Raw genomic sequence first — 16,278 nt, 5'->3', positions numbered from 1 at the left:
GGCCCGATCTGCCCTGGAATCTGGTCCAGGCGAGCCCCCTCCGACAGCCCCCGGATCTTTGGAAGGATGACGATGGCCGACGCGATGACCTCCGGTCCTGTGCTGCTCAACGACCCGCTCCGCAACAAGGGGACCGCGTTCACCACGGAGGAGCGGCGCGACTCCCGGCTGGAAGGCCTGCTCCCCGCCGCCGTCGAGACGCTCGGGCGTCAGGTCGAGCGGGTGCTCGGCCACCTCGAAGCCAAGCCGAATGACCTGGAGCGGTACATCTACCTCCAGAATCTCTGCGACATCAACGAGACGCTCTTCTATGCCACGGTGATGTCGGACCCGGCGCGGTTCGTGCCCATCGTCTACGACCCGACGATCGCCGACGCCTGCTTGCAATACGGCCACATCTTCCGCAGGCCGCGCGGGATGTACCTGACCAGGCACATGAAAGGGCGGTTCGCCGCCATCCTGGGCAACTGGCCGATCCGGGACGTCCGCTTCATCTGCATCTCGTCGGGGGGCCGGATCCTGGGGCTGGGCGACATCGGCGTCAACGGTGCGCCGATCCCGATCGGCAAGCTCCAGCTCTACACCGCCTGCGCCGCGGTTCCGCCCGATTGCCTGTTGCCGATCCACCTCGATATCGGCACCACCAACGCCACGCTCCGGGCCGATCCGCTCTACCCGGGCCTGCGCGAGGAGCCTCCGACTCCCGACGAGGTCGATGCGCTGGTCGACGAGTTCGTCGCCGCGGCGAACTCGGTGTTCCCCGGCGTCTGCATCCACTTCGAAGATTGGAAGGGCTCGGACGCCATCCGGCTGCTCGCCCGCTACAAGGACGAGCACCTCGTCTACAACGACGACATCCAGGGCACGGCGAGCGTCACGATCGCGGGGCTGACCACGGCGCTCCAGATCAAGGGCGAGAAGCTCGTCGACCAGAGGATCCTGTTCGCCGGCGCCGGCTCGGCGGGGATCGGGATCGCCGACATGATCGTCGAGGCCATGATCGACGAAGGACTCGGCAAGGACGACGCCCGCGCCCGGATCTCCCTCTTCGACGTCAACGGCCTGATCGAGCAGGGCCGCAAGGACCTCAACCCCTCGCAGCAGGCCTACGCGCGCGATCTCAAGCCGACCAAGTCGCTGGCCGACTCGGTCGAACTGCTCAAACCCACCATCCTGATAGGAGTCAGCACCGTCGGCGGACTCTTCACCGAGGAGGTGGTCCGGAACATGGCCAAGCATGCGGATCGGCCGATTATTTTCGCTTTGTCGAACCCGACCGACAAGGCGGAATGCACGCCGGAGCAGGCCTACGGGTGGACCGACGGCAAGGCGCTGGTCGCGACGGGCGTGCAGTTCCCCGACGTCGAGATCGGCGGCAAGACCTTCCACCCGGGCCAGGCCAACAACTTCTACGTCTTCCCGGCGGTCGGCCTGGCCGTCTACGCGACCCGGCCCGAACGCATCGACGACAAGCTGTTCATCCAGGCCGCTCGGGGGAGCGCCGACCAGGTCGGCCGGTCCGATCGCGACAAGGGGATGTTGTTCCCCCGGCAGGAAAACATCCTCGAAACCGAATTGACCACGGCCACGAGGATCGCCGAATACCTCTTCGATCAAGGCCGGGCGACCGTCGAGCGGCCCCCCGACGTCCGGGCCTGGATCGAGGGCATGATCTACAAACCGGCCTACGGCGCCAGTCGCACGTGAACGACCTCCAGGCGGCACGCATTCCCCCTCGGAAACCCGGATCAGACACCATGGCAAACCATCCCGCCATCAGCGACGTGCCCATCGGGATCGCCGCGACGGGCCAACGGCATGAGTTCGACAGCATGGGGACCGTCGAGGTGCCCGCGGACAAGTACTGGGGAGCACAGACCCAGCGTTCGTTGCGTCACTTCTCGATCGGCCGCGACAAGATGCCGATCGAGGTCTACCATGCTTATGGGATCGTCAAGAAGGCCTGCGCGCTGGTCAATCAGGCCGGCGGCCGCCTGCCCGGGTGGAAGGCCGAGGCCATCATCCGGGCGGCCGACGAGGCGATCGCCGGCCAGCTCGACGACCACTTCCCGCTCTTCGTCTGGCAAACGGGCTCGGGCACGCAGTCGAACATGAACGTCAACGAGGTCCTGTCGAATCGGGCGATCCAACTCCTCGGCGGCCGACTCGGCAGCCAGGAGCCGGTCGGGCCGAACGACGACGTCAACATGGGGCAGTCGTCGAACGACAGCTTCCCGACGGCGATGCACATCGCCGCGGTCCAGCTGATCGACGATCGACTCCTCCCCGAGCTCGACCGACTGGCCTCGGCGATCGAGGCCAAATCCCGGGGCTGGATGGACGTGGTGAAGATCGGCCGGACCCACCTCGAGGACGCCGTACCCCTGTCGGTAGGCCAGGAATGGTCGGGCTGGGCCTCGCAGCTGCGCGCCGGGATCGCCGAGGTCGAGCGGAGTCGCACGGGGGCCTACGAGCTGGCCCTGGGCGGCACGGCGGTCGGCACGGGACTCAACGCCCCCCGGGGTTTCTCGCGGGAGGTCGCCGCCCGGATCGCCGAGTTGACCGGCAGGCCCTTCGTCACGGCGGCCAACAAATTCATGGCCCAGGGGTCGCTGGACGCGATGGTCCGCGTCTCGGCGGCCTTGCGAGGGCTCGCCGTGGCCTTGATGAAGATCGCCAACGACATGCGCTGGCTGGCGTCGGGTCCCCGCTGCGGCCTGGGCGAGCTGAAACTGCCACAGAACGAACCGGGGTCGTCGATCATGCCGGGCAAGGTGAACCCGACCCAGTGCGAGGCGATCGTGATGATCGCCATCCAGGTCCTCGGCGACGACACCGCCGTGGCGTTCGCCGGGAGCCAGGGCAACTTCGAGCTGAACGCGATGCGCCCGATCATCATCAACAACGTCCTGCACTCGGCGACGATCCTCGCCGATGGCTGCGCGAGGTTTCGCGAGTTCTCGGTGGAGGGGACCGACCTGGATCGGGCCAAGATCGCCGGCTACGTCGACGACTCGCTGATGTTGGTCACGGCCCTTTCGCCGGTCATCGGATATCAGGCCGCCGCTCACATCGCCGAGAAGGCCGCCGCCGACGGCTCCAAGCTCAAGGAGGTGGCCATCGCTTCCGGGAAGGTCAAGGAGGACGAGTACGACCGGATCATGGATCCCGGGAAGATGATCGGCGAGGGCCTTGCCGGCGCCTGAACGGGATCAAGACATGACTACTCCCACGAACTCCACGAATCTACCAAGGTAAGGTTCGGGACACCCTCATCAGCCCATCCTGGCAGGGTGCGAATCGGCCGACTTTCGTCATCGTCCTCTCGACGCCAGGGCCTGCGGAATCGAGATCGAACGGATCTTTCGAAACAATCTGCCAAGGCTGTTTCCATGACCGCACCACCCGGCTTGGCGCCCACCATTCGTGAGGAAAGCCATTGCGGACCGCTCATTGCAAGCCGGCGCGTCGTCCCTATTATCGGAGCTGACTGGCGTGGTGCGCGCTTCGGTCCGCGATACGAATGGCACTTAGATTTTCACAAACGGTTCCCCCGCCGCAGGATAGGAAGCCACGGGCATTCTGGCTCTGATGAGGGCGTACAACCCTCACCGGCTCGGAGCCAGATTGATGTTCAACTACGCGCAGGGACGTCTTCGGCATCAGATCGACCTCCTCCGCCAACAGTTCGTCCAGGAAGGCGGACTCCCCTTCGCCGACGTCCTATCCGCCAGCGGCCTCGAGGAGGCCCTCCGTGAGATCGAGGCGACCTGGAATGACCGCATCTACGCCCCGTTGGTAACCCTCTGGGTGTTCATCGGACAGGTGCTCAACGCCGACCAGTCCTGCCGCGCCGCCGTCGCGCGGCTGATCGCCCACCGGGTCTCACAGGGGCTCGAGCCGTGCAGCTCCGAGACGGGGGCGTATTGCCAGGCGCGGAAGCGCCTGCCCGAGCGGTTCTTCGCCGCCGTGGCCCGCCTCGTGGGGCGGAACCTGGACGCGCGAGTCGACCCGCAGTGGCTTTGGAAGGGCCGCCGCGTCTGCCTGTTCGACGGCTCGACGGTCTCCATGCCCGACACCCCGGAGAACCGCCGGGAATACCCTCTGGCCTACAACCAAGTGCCCGGGACGAGCTTCGCCCCCGCCCGGATCGGGGCGATCATCTCGCTGTCCTGCGGCGCGATCCTCGACCTGGGCGTCTGCCGCTACGCCGGCAAGGGCCAGGGCGAGGTCAGCCTGCTGCGCCAGCTGTGGGACGTGCTCCGCCCCGGCGACGTGCTGCTGGGCGACCGCCTGATGTCGGGCTGGGTCGGAATGTACCTGCTCAAGCAACGCGGGGTCGACACCGTCAGCCGCCTGTCGGCGCACCGCCGGGCCGACTTCCGCAAGGGGACCCGCCTGGGCAAGGACGATCACGTGGTCGTGTGGAAGAAGCCGTCGTCGATCCGCTCGGTGGACCGGGCGACGTACAACGCGCTGCCCGAGGCGATCACCGTCCGCGAGGTTCGCTTCCGCGTAGTGCAGCCCGGGTTCCGGACGCGGTCGGTCGTCGTCGTGACGACCATCCTGGACCCCGGGCTGGCGAGTGCGGAGGAGCTGGCTTCGCTCTACCGGGCCAGGTGGAACAACGAGTTGGATTTGCGTTCGATCAAAATCACCTTGCAGATGGATGTTTTGCGGTGCAAGACGCCGGAGCTGGTGCGCAAGGAGATCTGGGCCCACGTCCTGGCGTACAACCTGATCCGCACGGTGATGGCACAGGCGGCGACCATCGAAAATGTGGAACCTCGCTCGATCAGCTTCAAAGCGACGCTCCAGGTTCTCGAAGCGTTCCGGCCGCTGATCGCCTACCGGGCGCACAGCGGTGCGGACGACCAAGAGGAACTCTACGAGCAACTGCTCGGGGCCATCGCCGTGCATCGCGTGGCCGACCGGCCCGACCGGTTCGAGCCCCGCATGACCAGGAAGGGGCCGAGAGGGTATGAGGAATTGAAGCGGCCGCGAAGGGAGATCAAACTCCATATGCTCAAACGAGCTAGCAAAATCTAAGTGCCATTCGTCCGCCAGACCGGCGCATTCTCTTTCTCAGCCAAGCCCGATCGGAAATCCCGCCTGGGCTGCCGCGTGACAGGGCCCCAGTCGCGCACGGTTTTCGATCCAGGAAGTCGAGGTTCAACTGGTCGGCCGTCGTCACGCCGACCCTGCCCCATACCCTAAAGACGGCTACCTGTCGGTCCAATCCGAGTGTCGCACTTCACAGTCTCCTGGCACGATCCTGCCCGGTTTCCCCATGCAAGAGGAGGGACGTCGAATCCACGCTCTTTGAGACAAGCACCATGGACGCCGAGGCGGCCAATCGGGTCGAGCCCGGCGATCCCGTCGTCGCCAAGTCCACGACCAGCAGGACCATCCGGCTCGTCATCCGCCTCTCGATCCTCGCCGGGGCGGCCCTGGCGTCCCATTTCCTGATCTTCCAGGGTGGATTCCTGCTGGCGTTCGGCGTCCTGTTCGAGCTGCTCGCCTTGCTCGCGGTGCCGATGGGAGACGAGGAGAGCATCGGTTCGATGGTCATGATCACCGCGGCCATGATCGTCTCCGGCGTGTGCCTGGCCTTCGGGCTGCTGGACGTCGCCTTCCGGGGGATCATGCGACATCCCCTTCCCGGGCGTGGCACCCTGCTGCGGTTCGGCCCGGTCACCGTGACGCTCGTCGTCGCCGTCACGCTGGCGGTCGGCATCCTGGCGCGTGGGTGGGGGGTCTTACGTGGGACCTGGCGATCCCCCAGCCTCACAGCCGGCGGCAGTCACCCTGCACCGGGACGTGAAGGACGAACGCCGAGCGGGCCGAATCGCGCGGCGGCCGGTCCGTATTGCCGGTCGGCGGATCGAGGGAGCGTGCGGCGGATTTCGCTCCCCGGCCAACGAGACGGACGAAGGCGGCCGGCGGAAGATCGCAGGTCAGGCAGACCAGCAGCATGCCCGGGAGACCGTTCACGCCCCGGGTAGGAGGAGCGAAGGCGGCTTCAACGAGGAAGTCGAGCAGGTCGCGGGACTGGCGGCGGGATTCGATCGTCGTCAGGATGCGTTCGAAGAAGCGCGAGCCACTCGACGAATCGGTCCCGAAGCTGATCGTCCTCCAGCAGACCGCATGAAACAACATCCGCTCCGCCGCGTTGTTCGTCGGCTCGACGCCCGACACCTGCAGCCCGATGCACGGCCGAGGTGCGGCACGCCACGCCGGCGGCGTGAGCCCACTGCTGCAGCGTGGCGTCGTCGTCGGCCTGGACCGCCTCGTGGATCCGCGAGGCGGCCTCGGCGTCGAAGGCCGGCGCCCGCCCGCCGTCGCGAGGCCTGGGCCGATCGAGCCGGTCTCGCGCCGCCGGCGGGTCAGCTTGCGGATCCATGCGAGAGACCCACCGAGAAGTGGGCGGCGACCTGCTCGCGGGTGGCGTCGCCTGCGTCGCAGGCCGCCACTTGCTGGCGGAGGTCGGTCGAGCAGGCTGTCATCCCTGGGGCCCTCCATGGCCACCCAGGGATGACCGCGTCAATCGACATGATCGACAGGCGCCCACGCTGGTCGACGGCGTGCCTGGCCGGGTGTCGCCGTCAGCCGATTCGTTCCATCGCGGCGACGGCCTCGTGCGGGTCGATCTCGGCATAGATTTCGGTCTCTGCGGTGGAGCCGTGACCGAGGACCGCCCTGGCCGTCTCCAGGCCGAACTCCTTCCGGAGCAGCGTGGCCGCGTTGTGCCTGAGTTGGTGAGGGTGCCATTTGGGCAGGCCGGCCTTGCGACAGGCGTAATCGATCGCTCGATTGTAAGCGGACACGTCATAACGGTCGCGCGGGCTGCGGGCCGGGTCGGCCTTCGATCGATCGAGCTGCGACGGCTGGACGGGCGACTTGCGGCGCGCCCGCATGGCGGCCAGCCGCTCGGCCACCGCTTCGGCCGGAGAGAACAGGAACGCCGTCGAGTCTCGCAGCAGCCAGGGCAGGAGGACCTCGCGGGCTCGGGGGCCGAAATAGATCCTCCGGACCTTGCCGTGATGCTCGGTATTGTGGCTGTCCGGGGTGTAGGTCCAGGTACGCTCGCCCCGATCGACGTCGCACGGTCGAATCTGGCAAACCTCGCCGGGCCGCATGCCGGTCAAGCGTTGGAGCTCGATCATCGCCCACACCTGGCGCGAGGCGTATGGACGTATGGCGTCCACCGCGGCGTCGGGGACGGGCCTCACGGGGCGGACTCCCGGGCCTCGGTCCCCTCCCCCTGGAGAGCCCCCCCGGACGGCCTTCAGCGCCGCGTGGACCGTCGGCGCGACCAGCTCGTTCTCCACCGCCCACCGGAACATGCGGACGATGTGGCGGATCCGCTTGTTGACCTCCTTGCGGCAGATCCCCAGCTCGATCGTCGCCTGACGGACCGCCTTCAGCGCGAGCGGCCCGAAGTCGGCTGGGGCCGTAGAGCCATCGAAGCGGGCGGAGGGCGAGCTTGATGTTCCGGACTTCGGAGGCGGGCGAACCATTCTTCGTCTAGTAGCCGTCGGCGAAGTGGATGTAGGCGAGGATGACCTCGGCGACGGATCGACCGGCGGGGTCGTCCCCCGATGGGACTCCGAGACCGGGGACCCTCCGGCCTCTGGACAACCATTCGGCCACGAGCCGATCGTACTCGCCGCGGCTCTCGGGGGAGCCGTGGCGTCCCAGGTAGAAATCGCGGCCCGATAGGGTGACGACGGCCTGGCCGGACGGCCGGTGATGGCGGTAGGCGGGCGTTCTGACGCGGGCGGTGGGCACGACGAGACCTCCAGAATCCGGTAATTACCGGCTTACGGATCAGTCAGGCCGCACCGCCCAGGTTGGGCGGGTATCCGTAAGTACGGATTCAGCAGGTACTTGAGCGAGTGACCGGGGTGGGGCTCGAACCCACGACCAACGGATTAACCTACCTCATCGGCTTTCACCGACCACCGTTCCCCGGGGGGATCGGCTTGATGGTCTGGACTATCTCTTCGCCGTCGCAGGCGTGCCGCGTGTAGTCTCTGAGGCTGAAGCCGGGGATCCCCCGGTTCCTTGCCTGCTGATGACCCAATCCCCCCGCTTCTCGAGCCGTCACGTTCGCCGTCGCCGGCCGCGTTGTGGCGCGAGGGGCTCTCAGGGCGTCCCAGCATATAGCGGCATCCACTCGCGCGGTTCGGTTTCTTCCCGCGCGAGGCTCCTATTCCGCGGCCGAGGCCGCGCTTGAAGTCCGTTGCTCTACCGACTGAGCTACCCGGTCGCTGGTTGTCAAAGATTCCACCAAGGTACGGTCCGCGGGCCGGTTCGTCCAGCCCGCGGGTCAGGAAGCGGGGGCGGCGGCGGGCTTCGAGGTCCGCACCAGGCGGGCGAGGAAGCGGGACTCGCAGTCGTGGACCTGGGGCCACAGTTGGACCATCCCCGTCGTCGGGGTCTCTTCCAGGGGGTGCGGGAACGGGTCGAGGCGGAACTCGGGATGCTCCTGGAGGAACTCGTTGATGAGCCCCTGGGTCTCGCGGAGCGTGGCCGTGCCGACGGTGTAGACGAGCGTCCCGCCGGGCCGGACGGCCGTGGCGGCCAGCTCCAGGAGCTGCTTCTGACGCGCGGCCAGCTCGGCGAGCTGCTCCTTCTTGACGATCCAGCGGACCTCGGGGTGGCGTCGCCACGAGCCGACGCCCGAGCTGGGGGGGGCGACCAGGACGCCGTCGAAGGTCCCCGGCTTGCCGGGCGGCCGGCGGCCGTCCCAGGCCTTGGCGGCGACGTTGCGGAACGGGCTGGTGCGCAGCCGCAGGGCCGCGGCGCGGCGGGCCGGCTCGTGCTCGAACGTCGAGACGATCGTCCCCTTGCCGTTCATGGCGTCGGCCAGGCCCAGGGTGAGCAGGCTGGAGCCGTCGCCCAGGTCCCACCAGCGCTCGCCGGGGTCGGGGTCGCAGACGTGGGCCACGGCCTGTGACCCCAGGTCCTGGGCGACCAGGGCCCCGGCCTGGAAGGACTCTAGCGGACGCAGGTCGACGTCGCCTTCGAGCCGGGCGGCCGAGTCGATGTGGCGCTGCACCCAGGGCTCGTGGCCGGCCTCGACCAGCTCGTCCCAGACCTCCTTCGGCGGCCGGCCGCGGACGGCCACCCACAGCGAGGGCGGGGCCTGGACGGCGTGCAGGAACGTCAGGCGGCGGGCCTTGGCCGACTCCTCGCCCGGGGGCAGGGGCAGCTCGTCGCGGAGCCAGGCCGGGAAGAGCATCCAGGGGTCGGCCGTCACGGCGCGGCCGGCCACGAACCGCTTCAGCGTCTCGGCGCGGGCCGTCCAGCCGGGGGCGTCGCCGCCGGTGGAGAGCCGGGAATACTCGCGGGCCGTCTTGCTCGCCCAGATCCGGGGGACGGCCGGCAGCTCGGTCGAGTCGAGCAGCCAGGCCAGCAAGAGCTGGTCCTCGACCTGCACGAGCTTGAGGGGCTCGATCCAGCCCCACCAGCGGACGAGCGACGCCAGCGACTTGTTGATGAGCTTGCGGTCGGACCGGGTCGAGCGCTTCTTGGCGTCGGCCCCCTGGGCGTCGACGATCGCCGATTCCAGCCGCTTGCCGCGGTCCAGGACGTCGCGGAGGACCTTCGGGGCCAGCGTCGCGATCAACGACGCCAGCGCCGGCATCGACTTGCCGCGCGGGGCGGTCTGGGGCGTGGGCCGGGGCCGTTCCCCCTTCGGCTTCGCGCCGGACGGTTTCGGTCCGGACGACTTCGGGCCCGTCGACGAGGGGCCGCGACGGGGGGTGTGGGCGTACTTGCGGGCCATGGTCGGGACGATCTCGGAAAGGAAGGGGCGCGGGATCCGGGCCTGTTCGAGCTGACGTGCCTCAGCGCGGCTTGCGCTTCTGGGCGGTGCGGCGGTGAGGCCGATAGCCGGGGCCGGGCTTGGCGGCGGGCCTCGTGTCGGGAGCGGGCTGGGCCCGGGGGGCGGCCGGCGGCTTCGCCGGGCCCTCGGCGTCGACCTGGTGGACGTAGCGGCCTTCGCCGAGGCTGCGGCGGGCTTCGGCCTGGCGGGCCTGCACGGCGGCTCGCGGGGGCTGGTCGGGGATGAGGGCGTCGCACCCGCCGCCGATCAGGTCGGCCCGGCCGGCCTGCAGCAGGGCCTTGCGGACCTCGAAGTAGTTCTCCGGGCGGAAGTACTGGAGCAAGGCGCGCTGGAGCTTGCGGTCGCGGAGGTGCTGGGCGACGTAGACTTCCTCGCCCGTGAACGGGTCCAGGCCCGTGTAGTACATGCAGGTGGCGATGTCGAAGGGGGCGGGGATGAAGTCCTGCACCTGGTCGGGGCGGTAGCCGTTGCGCTTGAGGAAGACGGCCAGGTCGATCATGGCGTTCAGGTCGCTGCCGGGGTGCGAGGCGATGTAGTAGGGGACCAGGAACTGCTTCTTGCCGGCCTTGCGGCTGGCCTCCTGGAAGGCCTCGGCGAAGCCCTCGTAGTCTTCAGAGTTGGGCTTCTTCATGAGCTTGAGCACGTTGGGGTCGGTGTGCTCGGGGGCGACCTTCAGGAGGCCGCCGACGTGGTGCATCGCCAGCTCCTCCAGGTACTCGGGCGACTTCTGGGCGAGGTCCATGCGGATGCCCGAGGCGACGTGGACCTTCTTGACGCCGGGCGTCTCGCGGCTCTTCTTCATCAGCTCGATGAGCGGGCCGTGGTCGGTCCCCAGGAGCTTGCAGACCTTGGGGTGGACGCACGAGAGCCGCTTGCACTTGGCCTCGACCTCGGGCTTGGTGCAGCGCATCTCGTACATGTTGGCGGTCGGGCCGCCGATGTCGGAGACGACGCCCGAGAACTTGGGGTCTTGGCCCATCTGCCGCAGCTCGCCGAGGATCGACTCCTGCGACCGCGACTGGATGATCCGGCCCTGGTGGGCGGTGATCGAGCAGAAGGTGCAGCCGCCGAAGCAGCCCCGCATGATCGTCACCGAGTCCTTGACCACCTCGTAGGCCGGGATCCGCTCGCCCTTGTACATGGGGTGCGGCCGGCGGGTGTACGAGAGGCCGTAGACGCGGTCCATGTCCTCCTGGCTGATCGGCAGGGCGGGCGGGTTGACGACGACGGCCTGGCGGTCGTGGTACTGCACCAGCCGCTTGGCGTTGAGCGGGTTGGTCTCCAGGTGGATCCGCTTGGTGGCCTCGACGAACCTGAGCTTGTCGGTCTTCACGTCGTCGTAGGTCGGCAGGACGAGGGCGTCCTGCGGCGGGGTCTCGCTGGCGCCCATCGCATAGGCGACCCCGCGCATGTCGCGGAGGTCCTTCGCCGACTCGCCGGCCTTCAGCCGCCGGGCGATCTCGACGATCTGCTGCTCGCCCATGCCGAAGACGACCAGGTCGGCCTTCGAGTCCAGCAGGATCGACCGCTTGACCGTGTCGCTCCAGTAGTCGTAGTGCGCCAGCCGGCGGAGCGAGGCCTCGACGCCTCCGGCGATGATCGGCACGCCGGGGAAGGCCTCGCGGGCGCGGTGGCAGTAGGGGATCGTGGCGCGGTCGGGACGGAGGTTGATGCGGCCGCCGGGGCTGTAGGCGTCGTCGTTGCGGACCTTCTTGTTGGCCGTGTAGTGGTTGATCATGCTGTCCATGTTCCCGGCGCTCACGCCGAAGAACAGGCGAGGCCGGCCGAACTGCCGCCAGGCGTCGGCGCTCTTCCAGTCGGGCTGGCTGAGGATCGCCACCCGGAAGCCGGCCGCCTCCAGAACGCGTCCCAGGATCCCCATCGCGAAGGCCGGGTGGTCGACGTAGGCGTCGCCGGTGACGAACACCACGTCGACGGCGTCCCATCCCCGCGCGTCCATCTCGGCGCGGGAGGCCGGCAGGTGCGGCAGCGTGATGGGGACGAGCGGCAGCACCGGCAGTTGCGTCGGCGCCTCGTTCCGCGAAGAGCAGGGGGGTGGGGCGATCGCCTCAGGCGTCATGGTGGTCGATCAAAGCCTCGGATGGGCGTGGGGCGCGGGCTCACTCGTGGGGAATCCTATCATTATGCCCCGGACGTCAATCCCCCGACAAGGCGACGCGACGATCGCCCCCGGCTTCGGTTGGGTTCGAAATCGGCTTCGTTACTGCGCAGGTTTTGCGACGCGTTAGGATCGCATTGCATTGATGTTAAATGGCTTAAGTCAGATTCGACGGCCTCGGAAATTGGGTTCGCTCGTCCATTTCGCACTCCTGAATCTGGGCCGGATCCTGTCGTCGCGAGGCCAAGGGGTGAGACTTCGAGGAGATCCCCATTATGGACAGTGGATCCGAAATGCGCGATCCCAAATGGCGATGCTCCGGAAATGCGAGCCGGCCCTCGGCCGTCCGTCTCCTAGAGAGAGGACGCGGCCGCCGGGCCGGAGGCGTGCGAGGACGTCGAGAATCCGTCGGTCAGACCCCGCCGCAGGGCTGACGCATCTTAAGTTTTGACCGCAGAGGGGGGTGATCTCTATCGCTGTGAGATAAGGTGGGATCACCGCCCCGCTTCTATGTCCTCGATATGGAGCGTTTTCAGGGCCTCCCGAAGCTCGTCCACGGTGTCTCCATCCTCGGGGCCGACGAATTGCCCGACGACCACGAAACGGGAGCCGAGTGCCCTTAGTCGCACCGGAATCAACTCGGTTGGGACGTCCCACTCCCCGCCGTCGGCCATGCCATTACCCTCGAATCGCTCCAGCACGATTCGGGAGTGCGTATTGAGATGGAAGAGCAGCCGGGCCGGCTCTCGGAACGGCGTCACCCGCATACCTGACCTCCGACCAATCCGCCACCTCGCCGGGCCTCCGACGGTGGACGTTGTGGTGTAGCATGCCGGTCGTGACGCCCCCGAGCAAGAGCCCGGCTCATACCAGGAGGAGGCCCGTCCGCGGCGGTCGATCGCTCGGGCGAGGTGCTAGCCGGCGGGGGATGAGGACGACCCGTCATGCCGAGTCCGGAGATATCGCTCGCTCGTTACTTCGCCGAGTTGCCGGACCCCCGGGTCGACCGGACGAAGAGGCACGGCCTCACCGACATCCTGGTCATCGCCCTGTGTGTGGTCATCGCCGGGGCCGACTCGTGGGAGGAGGTCGAGCGGTTCGGGAAGGCCAAGGAGGGATGGCTGAGGCGGTTCCTTGCCCTTCCCAACGGCATCCCGAGCCACGACACCTTCTACCGCCTCTTCGCCCGGCTCGACCCCAAGAAGTTCGGGGCGTGCGTCGCCGGGTGGTTGGGGTCGGTATGTCAGGCCACCGGCCTGCGACACATCGCCATCGACGGCAAGGCGGTCCGGTCGGCCCCCGGCGACACGTTCAGCGAGTGCCTCCACCTGGTCAACGCCTGGGCGGCGGAGAACCGGGTTATCCTCGGGCAGGAGACGGTTGCCGCCGGGTCACACGAGATCGCCGCCATCCCCGAACTCCTGAAGGTGCTGGCACTGAAAGGGGCATTAGTGACGATCGACGCCGCCGGGTGCCAGAAGGGGATCGCCGGGCACATCCGAGGCGAGGGCGGGGACTACCTGCTGGCCGTGAAGGGGAACCAGCCGAGCCTGCTCGAGGCGGTGCAGGCGGTGTTCGACCGGGCCTGCGAGGCGGACTTCGCCGGGTTCGAGCACGACGGCCACGAGCAGGTCGAGGACGGCCACGGGAGGCATGAGGAGCGGTATGTCACCGTCGTCTACGACCCCGGGGAGATGCCGCCCGAGTGGCCGGACGTGGCGGCGGTGGTGCTGGTCGAGCGGGAGCGGTCGGTCAAGGGGAAGAGCACCAGCACGGCCCATTACTACATCACCAGTCTGCGGGGGACGGCGGAGGAACTCGGGCGGCTGGTCCGGTCGCACTGGACGATCGAGAACGAACTGCACTGGGTGCTCGACGTGGCCTTCGGCGAGGACTCGAACAGGACGGCGGCGGGCCATGCCGGGGCGAACCTGGGCCTGATCCGAAGGGTCGCCGCATCGCTGCTCCAGCAGGACCCGGGAAGGGGCAGCATCAAGGCCAAGAGGCTCAGTGCAGCCCTCGACGAGAGCTATCTCATACGTGCATTACAAGGTTTTCCGGCGAATTAGATGCGTAGGCCCTGGGCCGGGACGAGGGCGGCGGCGAGGATCTCCTGGCGGGGGCCGAAGAACTCGAAGCGGATGCGGTCGTCGTCGACGCTCAGCTCCTTGAGGATCGCGTAGACCGACTGCATGAACGGCTTCGGGCCGCAGAAGCAGAAGCTCGCGTCGTCGATCGGGGCCCAGCGCCGGAGGAAGTCGGCGTCGATGAAGCCGGTGGAATCGCAGCGGCCGGTCGTCAGGTCGTCGGCGAGCGGGGCGTCGAACATGACGTGGGTCGTCACGGCGTCGGACGAGATCTCCAGGGCCCGGATCTCGTCGTTGAACGCCTGGACGCGGCCGTTGCGGGCGGCCTGGAGGAAGTAGAGCGGGGCGTGGCCGCCGCGATGGACGAGGTCCTTGGCCATCGCCAGCAGGGGCGTGACGCCGATGCCGCCGGCGAGCAGGACGATCGGCCGATCGGCGGCCGTAGCGGTCGGGATCGTGAACTCGCCGCAGGGGGGGCCGATTTGAAGCTCCTCGCCGGCGAGGACGACGTCGTGCAGGTGGTTGGAGATCAGGCCGTCGGGCGCGCCGGCGGCGAGGCCCGGCTCGCGCTTGACGCTGATCCGGTAGTGGTCGAGGCCGGGCCGGTCGGACAGGCTGTAGTTGCGCGGCGACGTCGGCGTCTCGGGGAGGTCGACCTTCACCGTGACGTACTGGCCCGCCTCGAACGCCGGCAGCGGGCCGCCGTCGGCCGGGCGGAGGTAGAACGAGGTCACGAGGTCGCTCTCGGGGACCTTGCGGTCGACGATGAACGAACGGTAGCCGTTCCAGCCGCCGACGGCCTCGCGCTGCTGTCGGTAGATCTCCTCCTCGCGACGGATGCAGACGTCGGCGAGGAACCCGTAGGCCTCGGCGACGGCCCCGAGGATCTCGTCGGTCGCCGCGTCGCCCATCACGTCCTGGATCGCCCCCAGCAGGTGCTTGCCGACGATCGGATACTGGTCCGGGCGGATCCCCAGCGAGCAGTGCTTCTGGGCGATCAGCTCCACCGCCGGGCCCAGGACCGCCGGGTCGTCGATGTGCGAGAAGTAGGCGCAGATCGCCCCGGCGAGAGCCCGTTGCTGGCCGCCCGAATGCTGGTGGGCCTGGTTGAAGAACGCCTTCACCTCGGGGTCGCCGGCGAACATCCGCGGGTAGAACCGCCGCGTGATCGCCTCGGCGTTCGCGGCCACGACGGGCGTGATGCGCTTGATGATCTCGATCGTTTCGGGACTGAGCATCGCGGGCTCTCCAAGGGGGCCGGGGACGCCTCACGCCGCCGACCCTCGGCGACGGCGGCAAATCTACACCTGAATATACAGATTTAAATCTGGACGTCAAGGTGTAGGATTGAGCAGAGGTTTTGGTGAGGGCGTATGTTAGGCTGGAAGAGGCGGGCGGCCGGGGTTTGGAAGAGTCGCGGGCCGAGCCGAAGCCGTGATCGATCCGCGGAGGTTCCATGCTGCCGAAGACGGCCGAGTATGCGTTGAGGGCGGCGGTCTGCCTGGCCGGCCTGCCGCCGGGGCCGGCGTCGGCCGACGTGCTGGCGAAGCGGACGAAGACCCCTCGCTCGTACCTGAACCGGGTCTTGCAGGACCTGGCGGCGGCGGGCCTGGTGCAGTCGCGTCCGGGGCCCGGGGGCGGCTATGAGCTGGCGAAGCCCGCCGCCGCGGTGACGATCCTCGACGTGGTCAACGCGGTGGCCCCGATCGAGCGGATCCGCCACTGCCCGCTCGGCCTGCCCTCGCACACGTCGCTCTGCCCGCTGCATCGCGAGCTGGACCAGGCCTATGCGACGTTCGAGGACGCCTTCCGGAACGTGACGTTGCAGGACCTGCTGGACTCGACGAACCCAGTCGTCCCGCTTTGCGACGTCGGCCTGCCGTCCTAGGAAGTTGATTGCCGATGTGCTGTCAGTTCAATCGTTCGCTTGCGACGCCGCGCGTAACTGGCTTGGCTTGACGCCCAACCAGACCTGCTTTCGATGGTCGTCGGTGTGCCCCAGGACGACGCCTTCGATCGACTCGCCGAGCCGAGGGTATTGCTCGGGGGTCATACGCCCGCTGTCCACGAAGTCCGTGATCTGGACCAGGCCGGTCGCGATCGGGTCGCCTAGATCGACGAAGATCCCGAAGGGGTGATGGGCGATCACCACTCCCCGGACGAGGCGGCCGGTCGGGAATCGGAGCTTGGCCGCTTCCCACATCGCCGTGATGCTCCAC

At 68.1% G+C, this 16,278-nt stretch carries 13 protein-coding genes and 1 pseudogene; 5 read left to right on the top strand and 9 right to left on the bottom strand.

Features of this window, described 5'->3' with window-relative positions:
- Positions 1 to 72 precede the first annotated feature (72 nt).
- The 3 genes from PZE19_RS10790 to PZE19_RS10780 all read left to right on the top strand — a co-directional run bounded on the left by PZE19_RS10790 (position 73) and on the right by PZE19_RS10780 (position 5,049).
- Positions 73 to 1,707: an NAD-dependent malic enzyme gene (locus tag PZE19_RS10790; RefSeq protein ID WP_368411354.1), complete on the top strand. Its 1,635-nt coding sequence runs from the start codon at positions 73 to 75 to the stop codon at positions 1,705 to 1,707.
- A gap of 50 nt (positions 1,708 to 1,757) precedes the next feature.
- Positions 1,758 to 3,206: a class II fumarate hydratase gene (fumC, locus tag PZE19_RS10785; RefSeq protein ID WP_277860622.1), complete on the top strand. Its 1,449-nt coding sequence runs from the start codon at positions 1,758 to 1,760 to the stop codon at positions 3,204 to 3,206.
- Positions 3,207 to 3,630: 424 nt separating this feature from the next.
- Positions 3,631 to 5,049: an IS4 family transposase gene (locus PZE19_RS10780; protein WP_277858735.1), complete on the top strand. Its 1,419-nt coding sequence runs from the start codon at positions 3,631 to 3,633 to the stop codon at positions 5,047 to 5,049.
- Positions 5,050 to 5,254: 205 nt separating this feature from the next.
- Here PZE19_RS10780 and PZE19_RS10775 read toward each other — a convergent pair whose 3' ends face one another.
- The 7 genes and pseudogenes from PZE19_RS10775 to PZE19_RS10745 form a co-directional block, all read right to left on the bottom strand.
- Positions 5,255 to 5,647 (bottom strand): hypothetical protein, encoded by a 393-nt coding sequence (locus PZE19_RS10775; RefSeq protein ID WP_277860621.1) that lies wholly within the window; start codon positions 5,645 to 5,647, stop codon positions 5,255 to 5,257.
- A 353-nt stretch (positions 5,648 to 6,000) separates the two neighbouring features.
- Positions 6,001 to 6,201: pseudogene (locus PZE19_RS10770) on the bottom strand (IS66 family transposase); the annotation flags it as partial.
- Between the two features lie 404 nt (positions 6,202 to 6,605).
- A complete protein-coding gene (locus PZE19_RS10765) occupies positions 6,606 to 7,520 on the bottom strand; it encodes a tyrosine-type recombinase/integrase (protein ID WP_277860620.1) in 915 nt (304 codons plus the stop codon).
- 7 nt (positions 7,521 to 7,527) lie between these two features.
- Positions 7,528 to 7,791, bottom strand: a complete 264-nt coding sequence (locus tag PZE19_RS10760; RefSeq protein ID WP_277860619.1) for a hypothetical protein — start codon at positions 7,789 to 7,791, stop codon at positions 7,528 to 7,530.
- A 541-nt stretch (positions 7,792 to 8,332) separates the two neighbouring features.
- Complete coding sequence (locus tag PZE19_RS10755; RefSeq protein WP_277860618.1) at positions 8,333 to 9,793, bottom strand: RsmB/NOP family class I SAM-dependent RNA methyltransferase; 1,461 nt, start codon at positions 9,791 to 9,793, stop codon at positions 8,333 to 8,335.
- Between the two features lie 61 nt (positions 9,794 to 9,854).
- Positions 9,855 to 11,933 (bottom strand): YgiQ family radical SAM protein, encoded by a 2,079-nt coding sequence (locus PZE19_RS10750; protein ID WP_277860617.1) that lies wholly within the window; start codon positions 11,931 to 11,933, stop codon positions 9,855 to 9,857.
- Between the two features lie 533 nt (positions 11,934 to 12,466).
- Positions 12,467 to 12,739 carry a hypothetical protein gene (locus tag PZE19_RS10745; protein ID WP_277860616.1) on the bottom strand — a complete coding sequence of 91 codons (273 nt, stop codon included), beginning with the start codon at positions 12,737 to 12,739 and terminating at the stop codon, positions 12,467 to 12,469.
- Positions 12,740 to 12,916: 177 nt separating this feature from the next.
- Between PZE19_RS10745 and PZE19_RS10740 the strand changes: the two genes are divergently transcribed.
- Complete coding sequence (locus PZE19_RS10740) at positions 12,917 to 14,041, top strand: ISAs1 family transposase (protein WP_277860615.1); 1,125 nt, start codon at positions 12,917 to 12,919, stop codon at positions 14,039 to 14,041.
- Here PZE19_RS10740 and hmpA read toward each other — a convergent pair.
- Positions 14,038 to 15,297: an NO-inducible flavohemoprotein gene (gene hmpA / locus PZE19_RS10735; protein WP_277860614.1), complete on the bottom strand. Its 1,260-nt coding sequence runs from the start codon at positions 15,295 to 15,297 to the stop codon at positions 14,038 to 14,040. The two genes, PZE19_RS10740 and hmpA, sit on opposite strands and share 4 nt — an antisense overlap.
- A gap of 218 nt (positions 15,298 to 15,515) precedes the next feature.
- On the opposite strand from hmpA, the gene PZE19_RS10730 reads away from it, so the two are divergent.
- A complete protein-coding gene (locus PZE19_RS10730; protein WP_277860613.1) occupies positions 15,516 to 15,947 on the top strand; it encodes an RrF2 family transcriptional regulator in 432 nt (143 codons plus the stop codon).
- A 27-nt stretch (positions 15,948 to 15,974) separates the two neighbouring features.
- Here PZE19_RS10730 and PZE19_RS10725 read toward each other — a convergent pair whose 3' ends face one another.
- Complete coding sequence (locus PZE19_RS10725) at positions 15,975 to 16,262, bottom strand: S1 RNA-binding domain-containing protein (RefSeq protein WP_277860612.1); 288 nt, start codon at positions 16,260 to 16,262, stop codon at positions 15,975 to 15,977.
- Positions 16,263 to 16,278: the final 16 nt, after the last annotated feature.

The sequence above is a fragment of the Paludisphaera mucosa genome (assembly GCF_029589435.1).
Lineage (GTDB): Bacteria > Planctomycetota > Planctomycetia > Isosphaerales > Isosphaeraceae > Paludisphaera > Paludisphaera mucosa.
The sequence above is the reverse complement of the archived record's forward strand: the minus strand, read 5'-3'. Positions and strand labels throughout refer to the sequence as shown.